At 71.1% G+C, this 23,195-nt stretch carries 21 protein-coding genes; 13 read left to right on the forward strand and 8 right to left on the reverse strand.

From position 1 onward, the window contains the following. Nucleotides 1–66: 66 nt before the first annotated feature. Complete coding sequence (locus tag OG303_RS09315) at nt 67–1,230, forward strand: Gfo/Idh/MocA family protein (protein WP_405866713.1); 1,164 nt, start codon at nt 67–69, stop codon at nt 1,228–1,230. Here OG303_RS09315 and OG303_RS09320 read toward each other — a convergent pair. Beyond that, nucleotides 1,208–1,828, reverse strand: coding sequence for a poly-gamma-glutamate hydrolase family protein (locus tag OG303_RS09320; RefSeq protein ID WP_405866715.1), 621 nt, complete (start codon nt 1,826–1,828; stop codon nt 1,208–1,210). The genes OG303_RS09315 and OG303_RS09320 overlap by 23 nt on opposite strands. A 107-nt stretch (nt 1,829–1,935) precedes the next feature. Further along, nucleotides 1,936–2,967 carry a LacI family DNA-binding transcriptional regulator gene (locus tag OG303_RS09325; protein ID WP_405866717.1) on the reverse strand — a complete coding sequence of 344 codons (1,032 nt, stop codon included), beginning with the start codon at nt 2,965–2,967 and terminating at the stop codon, nt 1,936–1,938. Nucleotides 2,968–3,097: 130 nt separating this feature from the next. Here OG303_RS09325 and OG303_RS09330 point away from each other — a divergent pair, with 130 nt between their 5' ends. The 5 genes from OG303_RS09330 to OG303_RS09350 all read left to right on the forward strand — a co-directional run bounded on the left by OG303_RS09330 (nt 3,098) and on the right by OG303_RS09350 (nt 8,728). After that, nucleotides 3,098–4,261, forward strand: a complete 1,164-nt coding sequence (locus OG303_RS09330) for a phytanoyl-CoA dioxygenase family protein (RefSeq protein ID WP_405866719.1) — start codon at nt 3,098–3,100, stop codon at nt 4,259–4,261. A 17-nt stretch (nt 4,262–4,278) separates the two neighbouring features. Then, nucleotides 4,279–5,055, forward strand: a complete 777-nt coding sequence (locus OG303_RS09335; protein ID WP_405866721.1) for an SDR family oxidoreductase — start codon at nt 4,279–4,281, stop codon at nt 5,053–5,055. Between the two features lie 115 nt (nt 5,056–5,170). Further along, nucleotides 5,171–6,175, forward strand: a complete 1,005-nt coding sequence (locus OG303_RS09340) for a Gfo/Idh/MocA family oxidoreductase (RefSeq protein WP_405866723.1) — start codon at nt 5,171–5,173, stop codon at nt 6,173–6,175. A gap of 162 nt (nt 6,176–6,337) precedes the next feature. Continuing rightward, complete coding sequence (locus OG303_RS09345; RefSeq protein WP_405866725.1) at nt 6,338–7,696, forward strand: protoporphyrinogen/coproporphyrinogen oxidase; 1,359 nt, start codon at nt 6,338–6,340, stop codon at nt 7,694–7,696. 15 nt (nt 7,697–7,711) lie between these two features. Continuing rightward, entirely contained in the window at nt 7,712–8,728 is a 1,017-nt protein-coding gene (locus tag OG303_RS09350) for a Gfo/Idh/MocA family protein (RefSeq protein WP_405866727.1), read from the forward strand. Here OG303_RS09350 and OG303_RS09355 read toward each other — a convergent pair. Then, on the reverse strand, nt 8,683–10,371 hold the full coding sequence (locus tag OG303_RS09355; RefSeq protein WP_405866729.1) for a hypothetical protein: 1,689 nt from the start codon (nt 10,369–10,371) through the stop codon (nt 8,683–8,685). The genes OG303_RS09350 and OG303_RS09355 overlap by 46 nt on opposite strands. Before the next feature lie 86 nt (nt 10,372–10,457). Between OG303_RS09355 and OG303_RS09360 the strand changes: the two genes are divergently transcribed. Further along, entirely contained in the window at nt 10,458–10,913 is a 456-nt protein-coding gene (locus tag OG303_RS09360) for a GNAT family N-acetyltransferase (RefSeq protein WP_405866731.1), read from the forward strand. On the opposite strand, the gene OG303_RS09365 is transcribed toward OG303_RS09360, so the two are convergent. Genes OG303_RS09365 through OG303_RS09385 form a run of 5 tightly spaced genes read right to left on the reverse strand, consistent with a single transcriptional unit; the run spans nt 10,904 to nt 15,860 of the window. Continuing rightward, complete coding sequence (locus OG303_RS09365; protein WP_405866733.1) at nt 10,904–11,923, reverse strand: Gfo/Idh/MocA family protein; 1,020 nt, start codon at nt 11,921–11,923, stop codon at nt 10,904–10,906. The two genes, OG303_RS09360 and OG303_RS09365, sit on opposite strands and share 10 nt — an antisense overlap. Nucleotides 11,924–11,941: 18 nt before the next feature. Beyond that, nucleotides 11,942–12,844, reverse strand: a complete 903-nt coding sequence (locus OG303_RS09370) for a sugar phosphate isomerase/epimerase family protein (protein ID WP_405866735.1) — start codon at nt 12,842–12,844, stop codon at nt 11,942–11,944. Nucleotide 12,845: 1 nt separating this feature from the next. Then, nucleotides 12,846–13,760, reverse strand: a complete 915-nt coding sequence (locus OG303_RS09375; RefSeq protein ID WP_405866737.1) for an ATP-binding cassette domain-containing protein — start codon at nt 13,758–13,760, stop codon at nt 12,846–12,848. A gap of 4 nt (nt 13,761–13,764) precedes the next feature. Next, nucleotides 13,765–14,841, reverse strand: coding sequence for an ABC transporter permease (locus OG303_RS09380; protein WP_405877151.1), 1,077 nt, complete (start codon nt 14,839–14,841; stop codon nt 13,765–13,767). After that, nucleotides 14,841–15,860 carry a sugar ABC transporter substrate-binding protein gene (locus OG303_RS09385; protein ID WP_405866739.1) on the reverse strand — a complete coding sequence of 340 codons (1,020 nt, stop codon included), beginning with the start codon at nt 15,858–15,860 and terminating at the stop codon, nt 14,841–14,843. The genes OG303_RS09380 and OG303_RS09385 overlap by 1 nt, the downstream gene beginning before the upstream one ends. A 293-nt stretch (nt 15,861–16,153) precedes the next feature. On the opposite strand from OG303_RS09385, the gene iolC reads away from it, so the two are divergent. Genes iolC through OG303_RS09415 form a run of 6 tightly spaced genes read left to right on the forward strand, consistent with a single transcriptional unit; the run spans nt 16,154 to nt 23,154 of the window. Next, nucleotides 16,154–17,116, forward strand: a complete 963-nt coding sequence (iolC, locus tag OG303_RS09390; protein WP_405866741.1) for a 5-dehydro-2-deoxygluconokinase — start codon at nt 16,154–16,156, stop codon at nt 17,114–17,116. A 14-nt stretch (nt 17,117–17,130) separates the two neighbouring features. Further along, nucleotides 17,131–18,009 carry a deoxyribose-phosphate aldolase gene (locus OG303_RS09395; RefSeq protein ID WP_405866743.1) on the forward strand — a complete coding sequence of 293 codons (879 nt, stop codon included), beginning with the start codon at nt 17,131–17,133 and terminating at the stop codon, nt 18,007–18,009. Between the two features lie 16 nt (nt 18,010–18,025). Then, nucleotides 18,026–18,916 (forward strand): 5-deoxy-glucuronate isomerase, encoded by an 891-nt coding sequence (gene iolB / locus OG303_RS09400; RefSeq protein ID WP_405866745.1) that lies wholly within the window; start codon nt 18,026–18,028, stop codon nt 18,914–18,916. Further along, entirely contained in the window at nt 18,916–20,793 is a 1,878-nt protein-coding gene (gene iolD, locus OG303_RS09405) for a 3D-(3,5/4)-trihydroxycyclohexane-1,2-dione acylhydrolase (decyclizing) (RefSeq protein ID WP_405866747.1), read from the forward strand. The genes iolB and iolD overlap by 1 nt, the downstream gene beginning before the upstream one ends. 51 nt (nt 20,794–20,844) lie before the next feature. After that, entirely contained in the window at nt 20,845–22,338 is a 1,494-nt protein-coding gene (locus tag OG303_RS09410; RefSeq protein WP_405866749.1) for a CoA-acylating methylmalonate-semialdehyde dehydrogenase, read from the forward strand. A gap of 33 nt (nt 22,339–22,371) precedes the next feature. Then, complete coding sequence (locus OG303_RS09415) at nt 22,372–23,154, forward strand: GntR family transcriptional regulator (protein WP_405866751.1); 783 nt, start codon at nt 22,372–22,374, stop codon at nt 23,152–23,154. The last annotated feature ends 41 nt before the right edge of the window (nt 23,155–23,195 follow it).

Below are 23,195 nucleotides of genomic sequence, written 5' to 3' on the forward strand. Positions count from 1 at the left end.
CAGCGGCGGAACAGGGGCTTCAGGGTGGCCTGGACAGATTGTGGACCGGTCCAAAGAGGGGCTGTCATGGTGGATTCGCTCGGTGTCGCCGTCGTCGGGTTCGGCTGGATGGGCCGGGTGCACACCCAGGCGTACGCCCGCGTCCCGCACCACTACCCGCAGCTGGGCCTGCGGCCGCGGCTGGTGACGGTCGCCGAGGAGGTGCCGGGCCGGGCCGAGGAGGCCGCCGCGCAGTTCGGGTTCGCGTCGACGACCCGGGACTGGCGGGAGGTCGCCAAGGACCCGCGGGTCCAGGCGGTCTCCATCACCGCCCCGAACTTCCTGCACCGTGAGATCGGCGTCGCGATGGCCGAGGCGGGCAAGCACATCTGGATCGAGAAGCCGGTCGGGCTGAGCGTGGCGGACGCCCAGGCGGTCGCCGACGCGGTGGCCGAGGCGGGCGTCCGGAGCGCCGTCGGCTTCAACTACCGCAACGCGCCTGCCGTCGAGGCCGCCCGCGAGCTGATCGCCTCCGGCGCCATCGGCACCGTCACGCACGTCCGCGTCCGCCTGTTCAGCGACTACGCCGCCCACCCCGAGGGCGCCCTGACCTGGCGGTACGAGAAGGAGCGCGGCGGCAGCGGAGTGCTGGGCGACCTCGCCTCGCACGGCGCGGACCTCGCCCGGTACCTGCTCGGCGACATCGCCTCCCTCACCGCCGACACCGCCGTGTTCATCCCCGAGCGGGCCCGCCCCACCGGCGCCACCGCCGGCCACACCCGGGCCAGTGGCGGCGAGCTCGGCCCCGTCGAGAACGAGGACTACGTCAACTGCCTGCTGCGCTTCGCCTCCGGCGCCCGCGGTGTCCTGGAGGCCTGCCGGGTCTCGGTCGGCGAGCAGAACAACTACGGCTTCGAGGTGCACGGCACCCGGGGCGCGGTCTTCTGGGACTTCCGCCGGATGAACGAGCTGGGCGTCAGCCGCGGCACGACGTACCAGGACCAGCCCGTCAGCACGGTGTATGTCGGCCCGGGCGACGGCGAGTTCGGGGCCTTCCAGCCGGGCGCCGCCAACGCCATGGGCTACGACGACCTGAAGGTGATCGAGGCCCACCGCTTCCTGCACTCGATCGCGGAGGGCAGGCCCTACGGGGCGACGCTCCAGGACGCCGTACACAGTGCCGCCGTACTGGAGGCGATGGTGCGGTCGGCGGAGAGCGGCGCGTGGGTCACTGTCCAGGGGGCGACGTGACGGACCGGACCGCGAGGAGCCGGACGCCGGTGACCAGGGCGTCGACGACGGAGCTCGGGGGCGTGTCGGGGACCTCCGGGTACCGGCCCGGTCGGCGGGTGCGGGCGGAGAGCGGGAGTTCCACCTGAACGCCCCCGCCGCGGGGCAGGTTCACCGGGTTCCTGGAGTGCACCCCGCGTAGCGCGGCAGGGATCGCGGCGAGGTCCGTGATCGGGTCGAACTCCGGCCGCAGCGCGCTCAGGCCCGAGGCGAGGAGCTGTGCCGCAGGCCGGTTTCCGCCGCCGAGGAAGATGGACCGCGGCGTCGCCCGTCGCATATGGCCGTGCAGGGAGACCGCGACCGCCACGTGGGACAGGAACGCCCGCAGGAGTGCGCAGTGCTCGACCGCCATGCGCGGGGACGGGATGTGCACCGGCTCCCGCGCGCCGGGCTGTGTGAAGACCAGGCTGGTGGCGCCGCAGCGTTCGGCCACGGAATGCGCGAGCTCGGCCGTACCGCCTTCGTTGCTGCCGTGCAGCGCGAGCAGCCCCACCTCGCCGCCCGTCCTGAGCGTGGCGACCAGACGGACACCCTCGATCTCCACGTGCTCGGTCGTCATCGTCACCGCGCCCCCTCAACCCGCAGCCTGCGGCGGCATGTTGTACGGCATCACCACATGCACGCTCGATCTCCACCCGCTCGGTCGTCATCGTCACCGCCCCCCTCTCAACCCGCAGCCTGCGGCGGCATGTTGTACGGCGTCACCACCTGGATCGCCGACGGCAGCGTAGGGCCCGCGGGCGGCAGGGCGCCGTGGGCGCGCATCACTATGTGGCAAGCCTCGCGCATGTCCTGGCGCAGGTCGTGGTGGAGGACGGCGGACAGGCGGTGCTCGCGCAGCAGGCGGGTGTTGTCGTGGTCGAGGTCGTGCGCGACGAACACCGCGCACTCGCGGTCCAGTTCCCTGAAGGCGCGCAGGGTGGCGATGTTGCCGCCGCCGATCGAGTAGACGGCGCGGATGTCCGGGTCGCGTTCGAGGGCGGCGCGGACGAGGTCGTACTGAGTGGCGTCCAGGCCCTGGCCCTCGGCGATCTCGACCAGGGTGCGGTCCGGGTGGTGGGTGCGCATGGCGCTGCGGAAACCCATCTCGCGCTCCTCCTCGTTGCGGAAGAAGCCGCTGCTGAGGCTGGTCAGCACATTGCCGGGACGGTCGCCCAGCCACTGGCCCATGAGGTACGCGGCGGTCGCGCCGGCCGCCCGGTTGTCGATGCCGACGTAGGCGAGACGAGCGGTGGCGGGCAGGTCGGTGACCAGGGTGACGACGGGAATGCCGGCCTCGGCGAGCCGGCCGACCGCGGCCGTCACCTCGGGGACGTCCGGGGCCTTGAGGATCACGCCCTGCGAGCCGCGCCGGGCGATCCGGTCCAGGATCCGGGTCAGCTCCGCCGCCGGAGCGGTCTCGCGGAAGTGGAAACGCGAGCGCACGACCGCCGGGTGCAGCGACGGCAGCTCCGACTCCAGGGCGGCGCGCACGGCGGTGGAGAACCGCTCCGGCGTCTGCATCACGATGTCGATCATGAAGGTGCGGCCGACCAGCCGGACCTGGGTGCGCTGCCGGTCCAGGTCGGCGATGGCCTGCTGGACCTCCCGCGCGGTGCTCTCCCGGACGCCGCCCCTGCCGTTCAGGACCCGGTCGACGGTGGCCTCGCTCAGGCCCGCCTGACGTGCGATCTCCCGGATGGGGAAGGGATGGCCCATACGGTGGCTCCTTGAGGGGTTTTTGATGGCAGCGTGCTGGTTGTTCGACGGGTTTGTAATGACAAGAATGACAGCGCGGCCCGGCCCTGTCACCGCGCGCCGCATGGCCTCTCCGACCGAAGGGACGACGATGTCCTCCATCTCCGCGGATCACCGTGCCTGGCTGTCCGAGCGGGACTGCGACCTGGCCGACTTCCGTGCGCTGGTCGAGCGGACCACCGACCTCGCGGACTATCCGCACGCCTCCGCCGTGGAGCAGGGCGTCCTGATCTACGACAGCGAGCGGCTGCGCAAGGCCGAGCGGCGACCCGTGCGGGCCGAGCTGGTCCGGGCCCTCACCGACGGGCCCGGCATCGTGGTCTTCCGGGCCGCGTTCCCCGAGCCGTCCGTCGTCGACCGGCTCAGCGCGGTGTTCGACGCCCTGATCGCCGAGCAGCACGCGTCGGGCGCGAACGCCGGTGACCACTTCGCCAAGCCGGGCGCCAACGACCGGGTGTGGAACGCGCTGGAGAAGGCGGCCCTGTACGACCCCGAGGCGTTCGCCGACTACTACGCGAACGACATCCTGGCGCTGGTCTCGGCGGCCTGGCTCGGCCCCGGCTACCAGGTCACCTCGCAGGTCAACGTGGTCAACCCGGGTGGCGCGGCGCAGACCGTGCACCGGGACTACCACCTGGGCTTCCTGTCCAACGAGGTCGCGGCCGCCTACCCGGCCCATGTGCACGTGCTCTCCCCCGTGCTCACCCTCCAGGGCGCGGTGGCGCACGGCGACATGTCCGTGGAGTCCGGGCCGACGATGTACCTGCCGTACTCGCAGCGGTACGAGCCCGGCTACCTGGCCTGGCGACTGCCGGAGTTCCAGGCGTACTTCGAGGCGCACCAGGTCCAACTCCCGCTCGCCAAGGGCGACGCGGCCTTCTTCAACCCCGCGCTGTTCCACGCGGCGGGCACCAACCGCACCACCGACGTCCGCCGCATGGCGAACCTGCTCCAGGTGTCCTCCGCGTTCGGGCGGGCCATGGAGACGGTCGACCGCGAGGCCGTCGCGAACGCCGTCTTCCCCACCCTCCTCAAGCGCCGGACCGAGGGCGTCGGCGAGGAGTGGCTGGAGAACGTGATCGCCGCGAGCGCCGAGGGCTATCCCTTCCCCACCAACCTCGACAGCGACCCACCGGTCGCCGGTCTCGCCCCGCCCGCACAGGCGGACCTCGTACGACGGGCCCTGCGCGAGGCATGGACTTCCGAGGCTCTCAGGGACGAGCTGCGGGCCGGCGCCGAGCGCCGGGAAAGCTGAAAGGACGCGGGAGAGACATGGGACTTCTCGACGACAAGGTCGTGCTCGTCAACGGCGGCAGTCAGGGCGTCGGCGCCGCCATCGCGCGGGCCGCGGTCCGCGAGGGCGCGGTCGTGGCAGTGACCGGGCGGCGTCCGGCGCCGGGCGAGGCGCTGGTGACGGAGCTGACGGCCGGCGGCGGCAAGGCGATGTTCGTGCGCGCCGACCTCGCGGACGCCGAGCAGGCGAGGACCGTCGTCGGCGACGTCGTCGCGGCGTACGGGCGCGTCGACTGCCTGGTCAACTCCGCGGGGCTCACCTCCCGGGGCACGCTGCTCGACACCACGCCCGCGCTGTTCGACCAGCACATCGCGATCAACCTCAAGGCGCCGTTCTTCGCCATGCAGGCCGCCGTCGCGGACATGGTGGAGCGCAAGGCGCCCGGCACGATCGTCAACATCATCACGTCCTCGGCGCACGGCGGTCAGCCCTTCCTCGCCCCGTACGTCGCCGCCAAGGCCGGCCTGATCGGCCTGACCCGCAACGCCGCGCACGCCCACCGCTGGGACCGGGTCCGGATCAACGGCCTCAACATCGGCTGGACTGCGACCGAGGGCGAGGACGCGACGCAGAAGACCTTCCACGGCGCCGACGACGACTGGCGCGAGGAGGCCGCCGCGAAGCTGCCGATGGGCAAGCTCGGCCAGCCGGACGAGATCGCCGACTTCGTGGTCTTCCTCCTGTCGGACCGGTCGGGCGTGGTCACCGGTTCGGTGATCGACTGGGACCAGAACGTGCTCGGCGGCCTCGACTGAGCGTATGGAGCCCGTCCGGCGTTCGAGGACGAGCCCGAAGGGCGAACGGGGTCCGGGGCCAAGCCCCGGCAACGGCAACGGACAGCAACCACACACCAGGAAAGCAGCAGAGCTCATGCGTATCGGAATCCTCGGCCTCGGCCGCATCGGCGCCTTCCACGCCGAGACCCTCTCGGGCCTCGACGCGGTCGAGTCGCTCGTCCTCACCGACCCGTTCGCGGACGCCGCCAAGACCGCCGCGGAGCGGTTCGGCGGCGAGGTCGTGGACTCGCCGCAGGCCCTGCTGGCCGCCGGCGTGGACGGCATCGTGATCGCGGCCGCGACGGACGCCCACCCCGGGCTGATCCTGGCCGGCGTCGAGGCGGGCATCCCCGTCTTCTGCGAGAAGCCCGTCGCCAAGACCATGGCCGAGGGTGTCGAGGTCCTCAAGGCCGTCCAGGGCACGGACGTGCCGATCCAGATCGGCTACAACCGCCGCTTCGACACCGGATTCGCCGCCGCCCGCGCCGCCGTGCAGAGCGGCGAGCTCGGCAAGCTGCACACCGTACGGTCGACCACCCTTGACCCGGCGCCCCCGCCGGCCGCGTACATCGCCGCTTCCGGCGGCATCTTCCGCGACTGCTCGGTGCACGACTTCGACATCATCCGCTGGGTGACCGGCCGCGAGGTGACCGAGGTGTACGCCGTCGGCGGCAACCGGGGCGCCGACTTCATCAAGGAGGCGGGCGACGCCGACACCACCGGCGCGATCCTCACCCTCGACGACGGCACGATCGCCGTCGTCTCCAACTCCCGCCACAACGCCCGGGGTTACGACGTCCGCATGGAGATCCACGGCTTCCAGGACTCCATCGCCGTGGGCCTGGAGGACAAGCTCCCGCTGCGTTCCGTCGAGCCCGGCGTGACCTTCCCGGCCGGCACCCCGCACGACTTCTTCATGGACCGCTTCACCGAGGCCTACCGCGCCGAACTCACCGCGTTCACCGAGGTCGTGGCCGGCACCCGCCCCTCCCCCTGCACCATCGCCGACGCCCTGGAGGCCGGCTGGATCGCCGACGCGTGCACGCTGTCGCTGCACGAGCACCGGCCGGTGACCATCGCCGAGGTCCGCACCGCCTGACGGGCGGCCCCAGTCCCTCGTGCTCCGGGCGCAGGCCGGCCTCCGGCGCCCGGAGCACGAGAGTGTGTGAACCACCACGTTGTCCCTGTCGGTCACGCCCATGAGATCTCCGCGTACCACCATGAGACCCACTCATGTCCGACCGACCGAGGAGCGACGCACATGAACGTCGGTGAGATATCCGGGCCCGACGGCAACTCCCCCGAACCCGCCTTCGCGGAGGAGGAGTTACGCCACCGTCTCGACGCCGAAGGCTCCCGCAGTGTGATCGTCGTCGGTGCGGGACCGAGCGGTCTCGCCATCGCCCGTGAACTGGAGCGCGCCGGTCACCGGGTGACCGTCCTGGAGGAACAGGACGCCGTCGCCGGGAAGTGCCAGAGCGTGGACGTCGACGGCCGGGCCCACGATCTGGGCGGCCACATCTGCACCAACCGGTACGAGCGGATCGCGGAGTTGGTGACGGAGCTGGACGTGGAGACGGAGCGCACCACCCGGTACCGCGTCCTCGACGTCGAGGGGCGCACCGCGGCCCGCCAGGCCATGTCGTTCCTCCGCGGCGACGCCTTCCTGCGCTATCAGACGCTGCGCGAGCGCGAGTTCCCGCACATCACGGATCCCGGGCTCGCGCACTCCGCGCGCGCCCTGGCCGCACCCGTGACCCGCTGGCTCGCCGAACACGGCCTGGAGTCCATGGCCGAGTCGTTCGGCACGGGGTACACGGCGGCCGGGTACGGCTATCTCGACGACGACGTGCCCGCGCTGTACTTCGTCAAGTACGCGGAGATGACGGGGCTGTTGGCCCCCACGCCCGAACTCCTCGGCCACACAGCTGCGTTCACGGTCACGGGCGGTTTCGCCACGCTGTGGCGCCGGGTCGCGGCGGAGCTGAAGGACGTACGGTGCGCGGTGCGCGTGGAGTCGGTCGAACGACACGCGGGTGGGGTGCGGGTCCACACGGACTCCGGCCCGTTGGAGGCGGACGACCTGGTGCTCGCCGTCACCCTGGACCGGATCCTGCCGGTCCTGGACGCGAGTTCGCAGGAGCGCGATCTCGCCGCGCGGATCCTCTCCCACGCCTACCACACCACCCTCGCCACCGCGTCCGGACTGCCGGACAACGCCTTCTACTTCCTCGACCGGTACACCGCGACCCGCGAGGCGAGGGGCCACTGCGTCTCGTACCACCACCGCTACCCGGACAGCGACGTGCGGACCTTCTACTCCTACGGCCGCCCCGAGGACGTGACCGCTCTGCTGCGGGAGGACGTCGCGGGGCTCGGCGGGCGACTGGAGGAGGTGCACCTGCGGCGGCAGTGGGCGTTCATGCCGCACTTCGGCAGCGACGACCTCGCGGACGGCGTCCTGGACCGGCTCGACGCACTGCAGGGCCGGGACCACACTTACTACGCCGGAGGCCTGCCCGCCTTCGAACTGGTCGAGTGCACCGTCGCCCACGCCCAGGACCTCGCCCGCCGCTACTTCCCACGCCGACGGCACACCGACCCTGCACGAACGGACTGAGGAGGAACGGACGTCATGAGCGAACCCGTCCGCGAACCACTGCGCATAGGTGTCCTGGGCGCCGCACGGATCACCGAACGCGCCCTGATCGACCCGGCCCGGGCGGGCGGCCACCGCCTCGTCGCGGTGGCCGCCCGCGACCGGTCCCGCGCCGAGGCCTTCGCGGCCGAGCACGGCGTGGAGCGGGTCGCGGACTCGTACGCCGACCTGCTCGCCGACCCCGAGGTCGAGGTCGTCTACAACCCGCTCGCCAACGGGCTGCACGGCCCGTGGAACCTCGCCGCCCTCGCGGCCGGCAAGCACGTCCTGAGCGAGAAGCCGTCGGCGAGCAACGCCGAGGAGGCCGCCGAGGTGCGGGAGGCGGCGGCGAAGGCCGGCACGGCGTTCATGGAGGGCTTCCACTACCTCTTCCACCCGCTCACCCGCCGCCTGCACGAGCTCCTCGCCGGCGGTGAACTGGGCGACCTGCAGCGGGTGGAGGCGATGGTCGCGATCCAGGCGCCCGCGGACACCGACCCGCGCTGGTCCCTGCCGCTCGCGGGCGGCGCCGTGATGGACCTGGGCTGCTACAGCCTGCACGCCCTGCGGATGCTGGCGCCCTGGGCGGGCGGTGCGCCGCGGCTCGTCTCGGCGCGGGGTGGCGAGCGTGCCGGAGCACCCGGGGTCGACGCATGGCTCGACGCCGAGCTGGAGTTCCCGGGCGGGGCCACCGGGTCGGCCCGTTGCCACATGGCGTACGACAAGCTGGAGATGAGCTGCCGCATCGTCGGCAGCCGGGGCGAGGCGTACACCCCGAACTTCGTCCTCCCTCAGATGGACGACCGGATCGTCGTGCGCACAGAGGAGGGCGCGCGGACCGAACGGCTCGGCACCCGCTCGTCGTACACCTACCAACTGGACGCGTTCGCGGCCCATGTGCGGGAGGGCACCCCGTTGCCGCTGGACGCGGACGACGCGGTGGCGACGATGACGCTGATCGACGAGTGCTACCGCGCGGCGGGGTTCGAGCCGCGGCCGCGGACCCGCCTGTAGACGAACGTCGGGTACGGCTCCCCGGTCGCCCGCTCCCACGCCCGCGTCACGTCGCTCCCCCGCTCCGCGCGGATCTCGGCGAACGTCGTGACACAGCGGGCGTGGACGTCCGGGGCGTCGGTCCGGCGGGTGAGGGCGAGCAGGGAGCGCAGGGCCGTGACGGCCTCGGCGGTGCGGTCGGCGTCGAGGTGGGCCCGGGCCGCCGTGCGGAGGGTGGTGGCCAACCGCGAGTGCGTCAGGGCGAGTTCGGCCGTGTGGTCGCCGCCGCCGTCCAGCAATTCCCGCAGGGCGGCCTCCGCCTCCTCGTAGCAGGTGACGGCCTCGGCGTATGCGCCGGTACGGCGCAGGGCCTGGCCGAGGACGCGGAGTCGGCGGGCGGTCTGGGGCTGGTACGTCGTCCAGTCGGCCTCGGCCAGCCGCCTGGTGAGCGTCACCGCCTCGCGCGCGGTCGGCACGGCCGACTCCGGTTCGTCGGCGTCCTGCTGACGGATACTCAGATTCCCCAGCAGTCGGGCGAGCAGCGGCTCGTGGCGCTCGGGCTCGCGTTCCGCCACGCGCCGGGCGACGGTCACGGCGCGCTCCGCTTCCACCATCGCCGCCCGGTCGTCGCCGGTCTGCCCCAGGCAGCGAGCGATGTCGTCCAGGGTTTCCGCGAGCGAGGGGCCGTCGTCGCGGCGGGCATGCAGGTCGGCCAGCTCGCGCAGGGCGGTCAACTCGTCGTCGTAGGCCCTGAGTTCATCGAGAACGGTGGCCAGCCCCTCCAGGGATGCAGTCAACAGCCACTCGCCCGAGGCCGGATACCGCTCGGCCAGCCGATGCGCCTCCGCAACCGCCTCCTCGGCGGTGTCACGCGCCTGCGTCCGCCGACCTGTCGCGCTCTCGCAGGCGGCCAGGTCCCTCAGAAGCGACACTCTCAGCGCCAGGACGATCTCGGGCATGAACCACGCCATCGAGTCGTACACCGCCTCGCGGGCCTCCGGGGCGACCGCCAGCGCCGCCTCGTAGCGGCCGAGGGTCCGCAGCCCGCCGACCAGTTCGGCGTAGACCCGCGGGTGGACCAGCTGAACGTGCGCCAACTCCCTCATGGACATGGCCCGTAGGAGCGTGACGCACTCCTCGTACACCGTGACGGACTCCGCCGTGCGGCCCAGCCTGGCCAGCAGCAGCGCGTGGGTGCGCAGGGCTCCCGGCAGGTTGCCGAGCGTCCGGTCACGGCGCTCCGGAGAGGGGGCTCGGCGATACTCCTCGACGGCCTCCCGGGCCGCTTCCAGGGCCTCCTCGTACCGGCCGAGGCCGTCGAGTGCCTGCGCCCGCACATGGACGGTGTACGCGGACTGCGCCACCGACGGCCGCGCGCCCGGGACCGCGAGCGAGGCGTCCGCCGCCGCACACGCCTCCTCGTTCCGCCCCGACAGCATGAGCGCGAACGCCCGCAGAGCCAGGGCACGGGACAGCCGGTCGGGGTCGGACAACGGCCGGTACAGGGCGACCAGTTCCTCAGCCGCCGCCAGCCGGCCTGCTGTCGACGGTGGCCGCAGCAGCACCCAGCGGGGCAGCACGCACCAGAACAGCGCCGCCCCCAGCAACGGCCGCCCCACCCCCGGCACCAGCCGGGCCACCGCACGCGGCACCGGAAGCGTCATCCGCACGAGCCCCATCCGCGCCCCCCACCGTCACTCAAAGGACGGCCGGGGCCGCGCCGCAGTTGCACGGCTGCCATGATCGGCGGATGGCCGCACACATCGCCCCCGCCCAAGTCACCGACATCCAGCAGGTCCTCGCCGACCAGCCCCGCTACTGGGGCGACCGGGACATGCGCGCGCTCCATCTCCTGACGCTGGTGCACGAGTTCGGGGAGACCTGTCTGGTCGCCCGTGCCGAGGACGGCATCCTCGGTTATCTCATCGGGTTCGTTACGCCCGACGGAACGGGGTACGTGCATCTGGTCGCGACGCGGGACGACGCCCGAGGTACCGGGCTGGGGCGGGAGTTGTACGCCGCCTTCACCGACGCCGCGCGGGGGCAGGGGGCGGTTCGGCTGAAAGCGATCACCTCCGTCGGCAACGAGGGGTCGATCGCCTTCCACCGCAGCCTCGGCTTCGACGCCCGCGTGGCGGAGGAGTACAACGGGCCGGGTCAGCCCCCTCGCGTCGTGTTCACACGGGAACTGGACGCTCAGCGGTAGAGCGCGGGCCGTTCCACCAGTCCCACTTCCACCCGGCCGCCCTCCTCCAGTGCCCGTACGCCCGCCTCGCACACCGCGGCCACCGCGTAGCCGTCCCACACGCTCGGGCCGGTGACCTCGCCGCGGCGGGTGGCGTCGGCCCAGGCCTGGACCTCGCGGTCGTAGGCGTCGGCGAAGCGTTCGACGAAGTCCTGGGCGATGGTGCCGCCCCAGCGGCCGGCCATGTTGGTGACCATGGCGTGGCCGTCGCCGATGCGGGCGGTGCCGCGTTCGCAGACCACCTCGGCCTGGACCTGGTAGCCGAAGCCGCAGTTGACGAAGATCTCGACGTCGACGATCGCGCCGCCGTCGGTCTCGAAGACGACGAACTGCGGGTCCTGCACCCCGTCCGGCGCGTTCGCGGACGGCCTCGGGCGCAGCACCGTGACGGCGGTGATCTCCTGGTCGAGAAGCCAGCGCGTCACGTCCATCTCGTGCACGACGGAGTCGTTGATGAGCATCTCGCTGTGCCAGCCGGGCGGGGAGGCGAGGTTGCGGTGCCGGTTGTGCAGCATCAGCGGGCGGCCCAACTGGCCAGTGTTCAGCAGGGCCTTGAGCCTCATGTACTCGGCGTCGTAGCGCCGCATGAAGCCGACCTGGACCCGGCGACGGCCCAGCTTCTGCTCCGCTTCCAGCACCCGCAGGGCGGAGGCCGCGTCCGGGGTGAGCGGCTTCTCGCACAGCACGGGCAGGTCGTGCTCGAACGCCGCCAGCAGGGCCGCCTCGTGGGCGGGCCCCGGGGAGGCGATCAGGACGGCGTCGACGTCGGCCGCCGCCATCGCGGCGGCCGGGTCGGTGTAGGCGGTGCAGCCGTCGACGCGGGCCGCGACGGCCTTGGCGCGCTCCGCGTCGACGTCCACGACGGCGGTCACCCGGGCCCCGCTGGTGACCTCCTGGATACGGCGGACATGGTCGGCGCCCATCTTGCCTGTACCGACGACGGCGACTTGCAACGTTCCGGGCCGGGCCATGGTGGTCCCCCTTCGGGTTCAGGCGCCGCAGGACCTCAGAAACTTGCGGGTGCGCACCGCGATGGGCAGCGGCTTGTCCGGCTCGCAGGGGTACATGTCCTGCTCGACGATGGCGAACAGCTCCACGCCGAGCCGCTGTGCCGCCACCAGCACCGGCTCCAACTCGGGTACGCCGGACGGGGGTTCGCACATCACGCCGCGCTGCACCGCCGGGCCGAAGGGAACCTCGTTCGCCACGACGTCCGCGAGGATCTCCGGGTCGACCTGCTTGAGGTGCAGATAGCCGATGCGTTCGCCGTAGGTCTCGATCAGTTTGACGCTGTCGCCGCCGCAGTAGGCGTAGTGCCCGGTGTCCAGGCACAGGTTGACCAGCTCGTCGTCGGTCGAGTCGAGGAAGCGCTCGACGTGGTCCTCGGTGTCGATGTGCGTGTCCGCGTGCGGGTGCACGACGAGGTCGAGGCCGTACGTCTCCTTCACCTCGTGGCCGAGCCGTTCCATGCCCTTGGTCAGGTGGGCCCACTGCTCGCCGGTCAGCTCCGGCGGCTCCAGGATCTCGGCGGTCTTGTCGTCCCGCCAGAAGGAGGGGATCACCACCAGGTGGCGCGCACCCATGGCCTGGGTGAGCGCGGCGACCTGGCTGACGTGCTCCCAGGTGGACTCCCAGACGGAGGGGCCGCGGTGCAGGCCGGTGAAGACCGTGCCCGCCGAGACCTTCAGGTCCCGCTTGGCGATCTCGTCGGTGAGGCGGGCCGGGTCGGTCGGCAGGTAGCCGTACGGTCCCAGCTCGATCCACGAGTAGCCGGCCTCGGCGACCTCGTCCAGGAAGCGTTCCCAGGGCACCTGCCGGGGGTCGTCGGGGAACCAGACGCCCCACGAGTCGGGGGCCGACCCGACCCGGATGCGGTCCAGGGCGCCCGTCATCTCAGGAGTTCCCTTCCGGGGTCTTCGCCACGGGTGCGGTGAGGTCCTCCTGCTCGGGGAGTTCTTCTACGTCGACGCCGCTGACCTGTGACAACTCGTGCTTGAGGGCAGCGAGTTCGGCGCCGCCGGCCATGTGGTTGGTGAGCTCTTCCAGGGTGATGTCGCTGCGTTCGGCGGACAGTTCCATGGTGCCCAGGCGCAGGACGCTGAAGTGGTCGCCGACCATGTAGGCGTGGTGGGGGTTGTGGGTGATGAAGATGACGCCCAGGCCGCGGTCGCGGGCGGCGGCGATGTACTTGAGCACGACACCGGACTGCTTGACGCCGAGGGCCGCGGTGGGCTCGTCCAGGATGAGGACGCGGGCGCCGAAGTAGACGGCGCGGGCGATCGCGACGCACTGGCGCTGGCCGCCGGAGAGGGTGCCGATGGGCTGTTCCAGGTTGTCCAGGACGATGCCCATGTTGCGCAGTTCTTCGTCCGCGGTCTTCTTCATCTTCTCGATGTCGAGGCGGCGCACGGGCCAGGGGCCCTTGGTCATCTCGGAGCCGAGGAAGAAGTTGCGCCACACCGGCATCAGCGGGACGGTCGCCAGGTCCTGGTAGACGGTGGCGATGCCGCGGTCCAGCGCGTCGCGCGGGGTGGTGAAGCGCACCGCTTGCCCGTCGACGAGGAACTCGCCCTCGGTGTGCTGGTGCAGGCCGGAGATGATTTTGATGAGGGTGGACTTGCCGGCGCCGTTGTCGCCCAGGACGCAGGTGACCTGGCTGGGGCGGACCTGAAGGCTCACGCCGTGCAGGGCGCGGATGTTGCCGTACGCCTTGCCCGCGTTGCGCAGTTCGACGATCGGGCGGTCCTCGCCCTCGGCCGGGCTGTCCTGGAGGACGGCTCCGTGGGTTCCGGTTCCGTTGCTTGTCATCGGGTCACCTCCGGGTCATGGTGCGCTGGACCCACAGATTGATCAGGACGGCGCCGAGCAGCATGACGCCGAGGAAGGCCTTGAACCAGTCGGGGTTCCAGCCGGCGTAGACGATGCCCTGCTGCACCATGCCGAACATGAACGCGCCGAAGACCGGGCCGATCGCCGAGCCGTAGCCGCCGGTCAGCAGGCAGCCGCCGATCACCGCTCCGGAGATGTAGATCAGCTCGATACCGACGCCTTCGCCGGACTGGACGGTGTTGAACGTGAACAGCTGGTGCATGCCGACGAACCAGGCGCCGAAGCCGACCAGCATGAACAGCGAGATCTTGGTGAAGGCGACGGGCACACCGACGGCCCGCGCGCTGTCCTTGTTGCCGCCGACCGCGAAAGTCCAGTTGCCGTACTTGGTGCGCAGCAGCACCCAGGTGGCGATCGCCGCGAACAGCAGCCACCAGAAGACGGTGATCTTCACCTGGACGCCGCCGATGTCGAAGCTCGAGGCGAAGACCTTCTGGGCCTGGCCGAAGCCGTCCATGTTGCTGATGTCGTCGGTCGCCACGTTGCCGGTGACCATCTTGGTCACCGCGAGGTTGACGCCCTGCAGGATCAGGAACGTGCCCAGCGTGACCAGGAAGCTGGGCAGGCCGGTCTTGACCACCATCCAGCCGTTGAAGAACCCGATGCCCAGCGACACGATCAGTGCGGCGATCACACCGACCCACACGTTCATCGTCAGCTGGTAGCTGATCATGCTCGCGGTCAGGGCCGAGGTGATCACCCCGACACCGGCCGACAGGTCGAACTCCCCGCCGATCATCAACAGCGCCACCGGGATCGTCACGATCCCGAGGGTGGACGACTGGTACAGGATGTTCGCCATCGAGCTGGCGTCGCGCACCGGCGGCGCGGCGATCAGGAAGAACACGTACACCGCGACGGCACCGAGGAAGACACCCACCTCGGGCCGGGCCAACACCCTGACGACCAGGGAACGTTCGGCCGTACGGCCGTCGGTCCCCTTGGGGCCGGGGGCCGGCGGTGTGGTCACCGCCGGCTCGGCGTGCTGCGACATACTGATCACCGAGTGCCCTTCGCGGCGAACTTGGCCACCGCCTCGACGTTCGACTTGTCGACGAAGGCCGGGCCGGTCAGTACGGGCTGCTCACCGCCGCCGCTGTAGTTGCCGTTGTTCTTGTAGAGCCACAGCGAGTCGACCGCCAGGTAGCCCTGCAGGTACGGCTGCTGGTCCACCGCGAACTCGATCGTGCCCTTGCTGATGGCGCTCGTGAGGTCCTTGTTCAGGTCGAAGGTCGCGACCTTCGCCTTGCTGCCGGCGTCCGACACCGACTGCACCGCGGTCAGCGCGTACGGAGCGCCGAGCGTGGCCACGTAGTCGATGGAGGAGTCCTGCTTGAGCTTGGCGGTGATCGTCGACTTCACGGACGGCATGTCGGTGCCGTTGACGTTGAGGACGTCGGTCTTGCCGGAGAAGGTCTTCTTCAGGCCGTCGCAGCGCTGGGTGAGGCCGACGTTGCCCTGCTCCTGGACGACGCAGACCGCGTGCTTGGCACCGAGGTCGTTCAGCTTCTTGCCGAAGGCCTCACCCGCCACGGTCTCGTCCTGGCCGAAGAACTCCATCAGGCCGAGCTTCTTCCAGTCGCTCACACCGGAGTTGAGGCCCACCACGGGTATGTTGGACGACTCCGCCTTGCCGATGACCGTCTTGAGGGCGTCCGGCTTCGCGAGGGTGACCGCGATGCCGTCGACCTTCTGGTCGATCGCGTTCTGCACCAGGTTGGACTGGTTGCCCGCGTTCGGGTCGGCGGAGTAGATGAGCTTGATGTTGTCCTTGTCCGCGGCGGCCTGGGCGCCCTTGCGGACGATGTCCCAGAAGGTGTCGCCGGGCGCCTGGTGCGTGACCAGCGCGACGGTCATACGCGGCGTGGTGGCCTTGCCCGCGGAGGCGTCGGCGCCCCCTTCTTCGGACTTCTTGCCCCCGGAACTGCTGGAGCAGCCGGCGAGGGTCAGGGCAGCCGCCGCTGCCACCGCGATTACGGGGGCGAACCTGCGGGAGCGGGGGTGAGAAGAGCGGTCCATCTTTCCTGGCACCTCACTGTGCGTTGCGGGGGAAAGGGAGAGGGGGATCACGAAGATCCAGGGCCCGGGATCTTGGCATGTCCGGGTCGTCTGCCGCAAACGCGGCGGTTGGCCTGGGACGGGATCAAACCCCCGGCCGGGTCCGGTGTCAATACTTTGTTAAGACATCATTTCACGATCAGGTCCGAATGTAAGTACAAACTATTGACAGGGTCGGCCCCCGAGGCCTACACCTGGGAGGCGGCAGGCCCACTGGGACCCGCATCCCCAGTCCAGATCGAGGAGCGTCGCGCATGGCCGAGTCAGCCCAGACCTTCGACTTGATCACTATGGGCCGTATCGGAGTCGATCTCTACCCCCTGCAGTCGGGCGTGGGCTTGGCCAAGGTCGAGACCTTCGGCAAGTTCCTCGGTGGTTCGGCCGCCAACGTGGCGGTCGCCGCGGCCCGGCTCGGCCGGGCCACCGCGGTGATCACCCGCACCGGGGACGACCCCTTCGGCACCTATCTGCACGAGGCGCTGAAGGAGTTCGGCGTCGACGACCGCTGGGTCGCGCCCGTCGCCGCCTACCCGACACCGGTGACCTTCTGCGAGATCTTTCCGCCGGATGACTTCCCTCTCTACTTCTACCGGCAGCCTAAAGCCCCTGACCTGGAGATACACACCGAGGAGCTGGACTTCTTCGCCATTCGGGCGACCAAGGTCTTCTGGATCACCGGCACGGGGCTGAGCGAGGAGCCGAGCCGTTCGGCCACGCTCGCCGCCCTGAAGGCGCGCGACAGGGCGGGCACCACGGTCTTCGACCTCGACTGGCGCCCGATGTTCTGGCGCGACCCGCAGGAGGCCCGTCCGTACTACGCGGAGGCGCTGCGGCACGCCACGGTCGCGGTCGGCAACCTCGACGAGTGCGAGGTGGCCACGGGCGTCCGGGAGCCGCGTGCGTGCGCCGAGGCGCTGCTGGAGGCGGGCGTGGAACTGGCGGTCGTCAAGCAGGGCCCCAAGGGCGTGCTCGCGGTGCACCGCGACGGCACCATCGCGGAGGTCCCGCCGGTGCCCGTCGAGGTGGCCAACGGCCTCGGCGCGGGCGACGCCTTCGGCGGCTCTCTCGTCCACGGACTGCTGTCCGGCTGGGAGTTGGCCGAAATCATGCGGTACGCCAACGCGGCCGGCGCCCTCGTCGCCTCCCGTCTCGCCTGTTCCTCCGCGATGCCCACCGAGGCCGAGGTCGAAGACCTCCTCGCGCGAGCCACTCCCTGAACGGAGCTTCCCCCTTGACCATCAGCATCCCCGACCTCGTCTCGGTCAGGGCCCGGCATCCCGAGGCCATCGCCGAGGCGGCCGCCCGGCGCGTACGCCGCCCGCTCGTCGGCGACAGCGGCCGCCTGATGATCGTGGCCGCCGACCACCCGGCACGCGGCGCGCTCGGCGTCGGCGACCGCCGGTTCGCCATGGCCGACCGCGCGGACCTGCTGGAGCGCCTGTGCGTCGCGCTGTCCCGGCCCGGCGTCGACGGGGTACTGGCCACCGCGGACATCCTGGAGGACCTGCTCCTGCTCGGGGTGCTGGAGAACAAGGTCGTCATGGGCTCGATGAACCGCGGGGGCCTGGCGGGCGCCGCCTTCGAGATGGACGACCGCTTCACCGGCCACCGCGCCGAGGACATCGCCCGCCTCCGCTTCGACGCGGGCAAGCTGCTGCTCCGCATCGACTACGACGACCCCGGCTCGCTGACCACCCTGGAGTCCACGGCCCGCGCGATCGACGCCATGGCGGCACACCGGCTCCCCCTGTTCGTCGAGCCCTTCATCTCGCGCAGGACCGACGGCAAGGTCCGCAACGACCTGTCGGCCGAGGCCGTCACCAAGTCCATCGCGATCGCCGCGGGCCTGGGCGGCACCTCCGCCTACACCTGGCTGAAGCTCCCCGTCACCGAGGACCCGGACGACATGGGCGAGGTCCTGGAGACCTCCACGCTGCCGACCGTCCTCCTCGGCGGCGAGGTGGGCGAGGACCAGGAGGGGGCGTACGAGCGCTGGCGCAAGGCCCTGCGGCTGCCGACCGTCGTGGGCATGGTGGTCGGCCGGTCGCTGCTCTACCCGGCCGAGGGCAGTGTGGAGACAGCGGTCGACACGGCCGTAGGCCTGCTGTGACACGGAGGAGTGCCAAATGACTTACCACCTTCCCGCAGGAAAGGCCCTCGGCGGCCCGTACGTCGTGGACGTCACCCCGGAGAAGGCCGGCTGGGGCTACTCCAGCCTGCGTGTCCTGGAGCTGCCGCCGGGCGGCACGCACACCTTCGACACCGGTGACAGCGAGTGGATCGTGCTCTCGCTCAGCGGCGCCTGCACCGTCTCCGCCGCCGACGACTTCGGCCACGACACCTTCGAACTCACCGGCCGCGACAGCGTGTTCAGTGGTGTCAGCGACTTCGCGTACGTGCCGCGGGACGCCCGTGCGACCGTCACGAGCGACGGCGGCGGACGGTTTGCGCTGACCGGCGCGCGCTGCACCAGGCGGCTGCCCGCCCGCTACGGACCGGCCTCCTCGGTACCGGTCGAGCTGCGTGGCACCGGGAACTCCTCCCGCCAGGTCAACAACTTCGGTGCGGCAGGCGTCTTCGAGTGCGACAAACTCATCGCGGTCGAGGTGATCACCCCCGGCGGCAACTGGTCGTCGTTCCCGCCGCACAAGCACGACGAGCACCGGCCCGGCGAGGAGTCCGTCCTCGAAGAGGTCTACTACTTCGAATTCGCCGACCACGACGGCACACCCGGCCTCGGCTACCAGCGCGTCTCCCCCTCCGGACAAGGTCGCAACACGGACGTCCTGGCCGAAGTGCGCGGCGGCGACGTGGTGTTGATCCCCGACGGCTGGCACGGGCCCTCCATGGCCGTGCCCGGCCACCACATGTACTACCTCAACGTCATGGCGGGCCCCGAGCCCGAGCGTGCCTGGCTGATCTGCGACCACCCCGATCACGCCTGGGTCCGCGACAGTTGGCCCGACCAACCGGTCGACGCCCGCCTCCCCCTCTACACGGCCCCGGAGAAGTCCTGATGAGCACCCCCACCCGCCGCCTGACCGTCGCCCAGGCCCTGGTGCGCTTCCTGTCCGTCCAGTACACCGAGCGCGACGGCGTGCGCAACCGGCTGATCGCGGGTACCTGGGGCATCTTCGGTCATGGCAACGTTGCCGGTGTCGGCCAGGCGTTGCTGGAGGCGGGCGAGGACACGATGCCCTACCACCAGGGCCGCAACGAGCAGTCCATGGTGCACGCGGCCGTCGGCTACGCCCGTCAGCTCGACCGTCTCTCCGCGCAGGCGGTGACGACGTCCATCGGCCCCGGCGCCACGAACCTCGTCACCGGCGCCGCGCTGGCCACCATCAACCGCCTGCCGGTCCTGCTCCTGCCCGGCGACTACTTCGCCACGCGCGCCGCCGACCCGCTGCTCCAGCAGCTGGAGCACCCGACCGAGGCGGACGTGTCGGTCAACGACACCCTGCGCCCGGTGTCGAGGTACTTCGACCGCATCACCCGCCCGGAGGCCCTGATCCCCTCCGCGCTGGGCGCCATGCGCGTCCTCGCCGACCCCGCCGAGACCGGCGCGGTCACCCTGGCCCTCCCCCAGGACGTGCAGGCCGAGGCGTACGACTGGCCGGAGGAGTTCTTCGCCGAGCGTGTGTGGCACGTACGGCGTCCGGCTCCGGACCCGTTCGAGCTGGCGGAGGCCGTGGCGGCGATCCGGGCCGCCGAGCGTCCGCTGATCGTCGCAGGCGGCGGGGTCCACCACAGCAGGGCCGAGGAGGCACTGAAGGCTCTGGTGGAAGCCACCGGCATCCCGGTCGCCTCGACCCAGGCCGGCAAGGGCTCGCTGCGCCACGACCACCCCGCCGACCTCGGCGGCATCGGTCACACCGGCACGGCGATCAGCGACGACATCGCGCGTACGGCCGACCTGGTGATCGGCGTCGGCACCCGCTACACGGACTTCACCACCGCGTCCAACACGCTCTTCCAGAAGCCGGACGTCCGGTTCGTCAACCTCAACATCGCCGCGTTCGACGCGCACAAGCTGGCGGCGCGGACGGTCGTCTGCGACGCGCGGGCAGGGCTCACGGTGTTGACTGAGGCACTGTCGGATCACCGTGTGAACTCGGTTTACGAGGCCGAGTACCGCGACGGCAAGAACCGGTGGGAGCAGGTTGTCGACGCGGCTTTCACCGCGCCCGACGAGAACGCCGTACCCACCCAGACCCAGGTGCTCGGCGCCCTGGACGCGGTCGTGGGCGACGACGACGTGGTGATCAACGCGGCCGGTTCGCTCCCCGGCGACCTGCACAAGCTCTGGCGGGCGCGCGGCCGCCGCCAGTACCACCTGGAGTACGGCTACTCCTGCATGGGCTACGAGATCCCGGCCGGCATCGGCGTCCAGCAGGCCGCCCCCGACACCCCGGTCTGGTCGCTGGTCGGCGACGGCACCTACCTGATGATGCCGACCGAGATCGTCACCGCCGTCCAGGAGGGCCTGCCGGTCAACCTCCTCCTCATCCAGAACCACGGCTACGCCTCCATCGGCGGCCTCTCCGAGTACGTCGGCGGCGAGCGCTTCGGCACCGCCTACCGCTACCGCGCCGCCGACGGCACCTTCTCCGGCGCCCCGCTCCCCGTCGACCTGGCCGCCAACGCGGGCAGCCTCGGCATGGACGTCCTGCGCGCCAAGACGGTGCGCGAGCTGCGCGAGGCGCTTGCCACGGCCCGCGCCTCCGACCGCCCGACCTGCGTCTACGTCGAGACCGACACCGCCACCCCGACCGCTCCCCCGGCCGAGGCCTGGTGGGAGGTACCGGTGGCCGAAGTCGCCTCCCGCGAGGCGGCGTTGACCGCCCGCGAGGAGTACGACCGCCAGGTCGCCGACCAGCGCCGCCACCTCTGACGCCCCCTGACATCCCCCCTGCGTGACCCCTTTGCGAAAGGCCCCCGCACCATGAAGACCATCACCCACTGGATCGACGGCAAGCCCGTCGACAGCACTTCCGGCCGCCACGGCACCGTCTACAACCCGGCAACGGGCGCGCAGGAGAAGCAGGTCGCGTTCGCGGCCGTCGAGGAGGTGGACGCCGCCGTCGCCTCCGCGAAGGCCGCGTTCGAGAGCTGGGGCGTCTCCTCGCTGGCCAAGCGCACGGCGATCCTGTTCAAGTACCGCGAGCTGCTGGACGCGCACCGCGACGAGATCGCCGAGCTGATCACCGCCGAGCACGGCAAGGTGCACTCGGACGCGCTCGGCGAGGTCGCGCGCGGCATGGAGATCGTGGAGCTGGCCTGCGGGATCAGCGTGCAGCTGAAGGGTGAGCTGTCCACACAGGTCTCGACCCGGGTGGACGTGGCCTCGATCCGGCAGCCGCTGGGCGTCGTCGCGGGCATCACGCCGTTCAACTTCCCTGCCATGGTGCCGATGTGGATGTTCCCGCTCGCCATCGCGTGCGGCAACACCTTCGTGCTGAAGCCGAGCGAGAAGGACCCGTCGGCCTCCTTCCGCCTCGCCGAACTGGCCTCCGAGGCCGGCCTGCCCGACGGTGTGCTGAACATCGTGCAGGGCGACAAGGTGGCCGTGGACCGCATCCTGGAGCACCCGGACATCGAGGCGGTCTCCTTCGTCGGCTCGACGCCGATCGCAAAGTACATCCAGCTCAAGGCAGTTGAGCACGGCAAGCGCGTCCAGGCCCTGGGCGGCGCCAAGAACCACATGCTCGTCCTCCCCGACGCCGACCTGGACTTCGCCGCCGACCAGGCGATCAACGCGGCGTACGGCTCGGCGGGCGAGCGCTGCATGGCCGTGTCCGTCGTGGTCGCGGTCGGCGACACGGGCGACGAGCTGGTCGGCAAGATCGCCGAGCGCGCGAAGAACCTGCGCATCGGCCCCGGCAACGACCCGTCCTCCGAGATGGGCCCGCTGATCACGGGCGAGCACCGGGACAAGGTGGCGTCGTACGTGTCCTCAGCCGCCGAACAGGGCGCCGAGGTGATCGTCGACGGCACCGGCTACTCGGTCGAGGGCCACGAGAACGGCTTCTTCCTCGGCGTATCCCTCCTCGACAAGGTGCCGCTGACGGCGGACGCGTACAGGGACGAGATCTTCGGCCCGGTGCTCGTCGTGGTCCGCGCGGAGTCGTACGACGAGGCCATCAAGCTGATCAACGACTCCCGTTGGGGCAACGGCACCGCGATCTTCACCCGGGACGGCGGCGCCGCCCGCCGCTTCCAGCTGGAGGTCAAGGCGGGCATGGTCGGCGTGAACGTGCCGATCCCGGTGCCCGTCGGCTACCACTCCTTCGGCGGCTGGAAGGACTCCCTCTTCGGGGACCTGCACGTCTACGGCAACGACGGCGTCGCCTTCTACACCCAGGGCAAGGTGATCACCACGCGCTGGCCGGACCCGGCCGACGCGGGCATCAACCTCGGTTTCCCCAGCCACTCCTGACGTCTCGTCAGCTCACCAGAAGGAGGTACACCCATGGCGAAGTCCGGCCCCACCGCACGTGCCGCGACGGCCGCTCTCGACTCGCTGGACTTCGCCCTGGACCGGGGCAGTCCGGTGCCGCTGTACTACCAGCTCGCCCAGCAGCTGGAGGGGGCGATCGAGCACGGGGTCCTCGCCCCGGGAAACCTCCTGGGCAACGAGATCGACCTCTCGACCCGCCTCGGCCTGTCCAGGCCGACCGTCCGCCAGGCCATCCAGTCCCTGGTCGACAAGGGCCTGCTGGTGCGCCGCCGCGGTGTCGGCACGCAAGTGGTGCACAGCCAGGTCAAGCGCCCGCTCGAGCTCAGCAGCCTCTACGACGACCTGGAGTCGGCCGGCCAGGCCCCGACCACCCAGGTGGTGCGCAACGAGCGCATAGCGGCGTCCCCCGACGTCGCGGCAGCGCTCGGGCTGGCGGAGGGCAGCGAGGTCATCGTCCTGGAACGGCTGCGTCTCACCCACGGCCGGCCGGTCGCCCTCCTGTGCAACCACCTGCCCGCGTCCCTGCTCGACCTCGACACCGACCGCCTGGAGTCGACGGGCCTGTACCGGATGATGCGCACCGCCGGCATCACCCTGCACAGCGCCCGCCAGACCATCGGCGCCCGCTCCGCCACCGCCGAGGAGGCGGCACGCCTCGACGAGGAGGAGGGCGCCGCCCTGCTGACGATGCAGCGCACGGCGTACGACGACACCGGCCGGCCGGTCGAGTACGGGACGCACATCTACCGGGCGTCGCGGTACGCGTTCGACTTCCAGCTGCTGGTCAGGCCGTGAACCCGGACACCGCGCGAACGTATCCTTCGGCCGTGGCCAAC

The organism is Streptomyces sp. NBC_00005 (genome assembly GCF_045160215.1).
GTDB lineage: Bacteria > Actinomycetota > Actinomycetes > Streptomycetales > Streptomycetaceae > Streptomyces.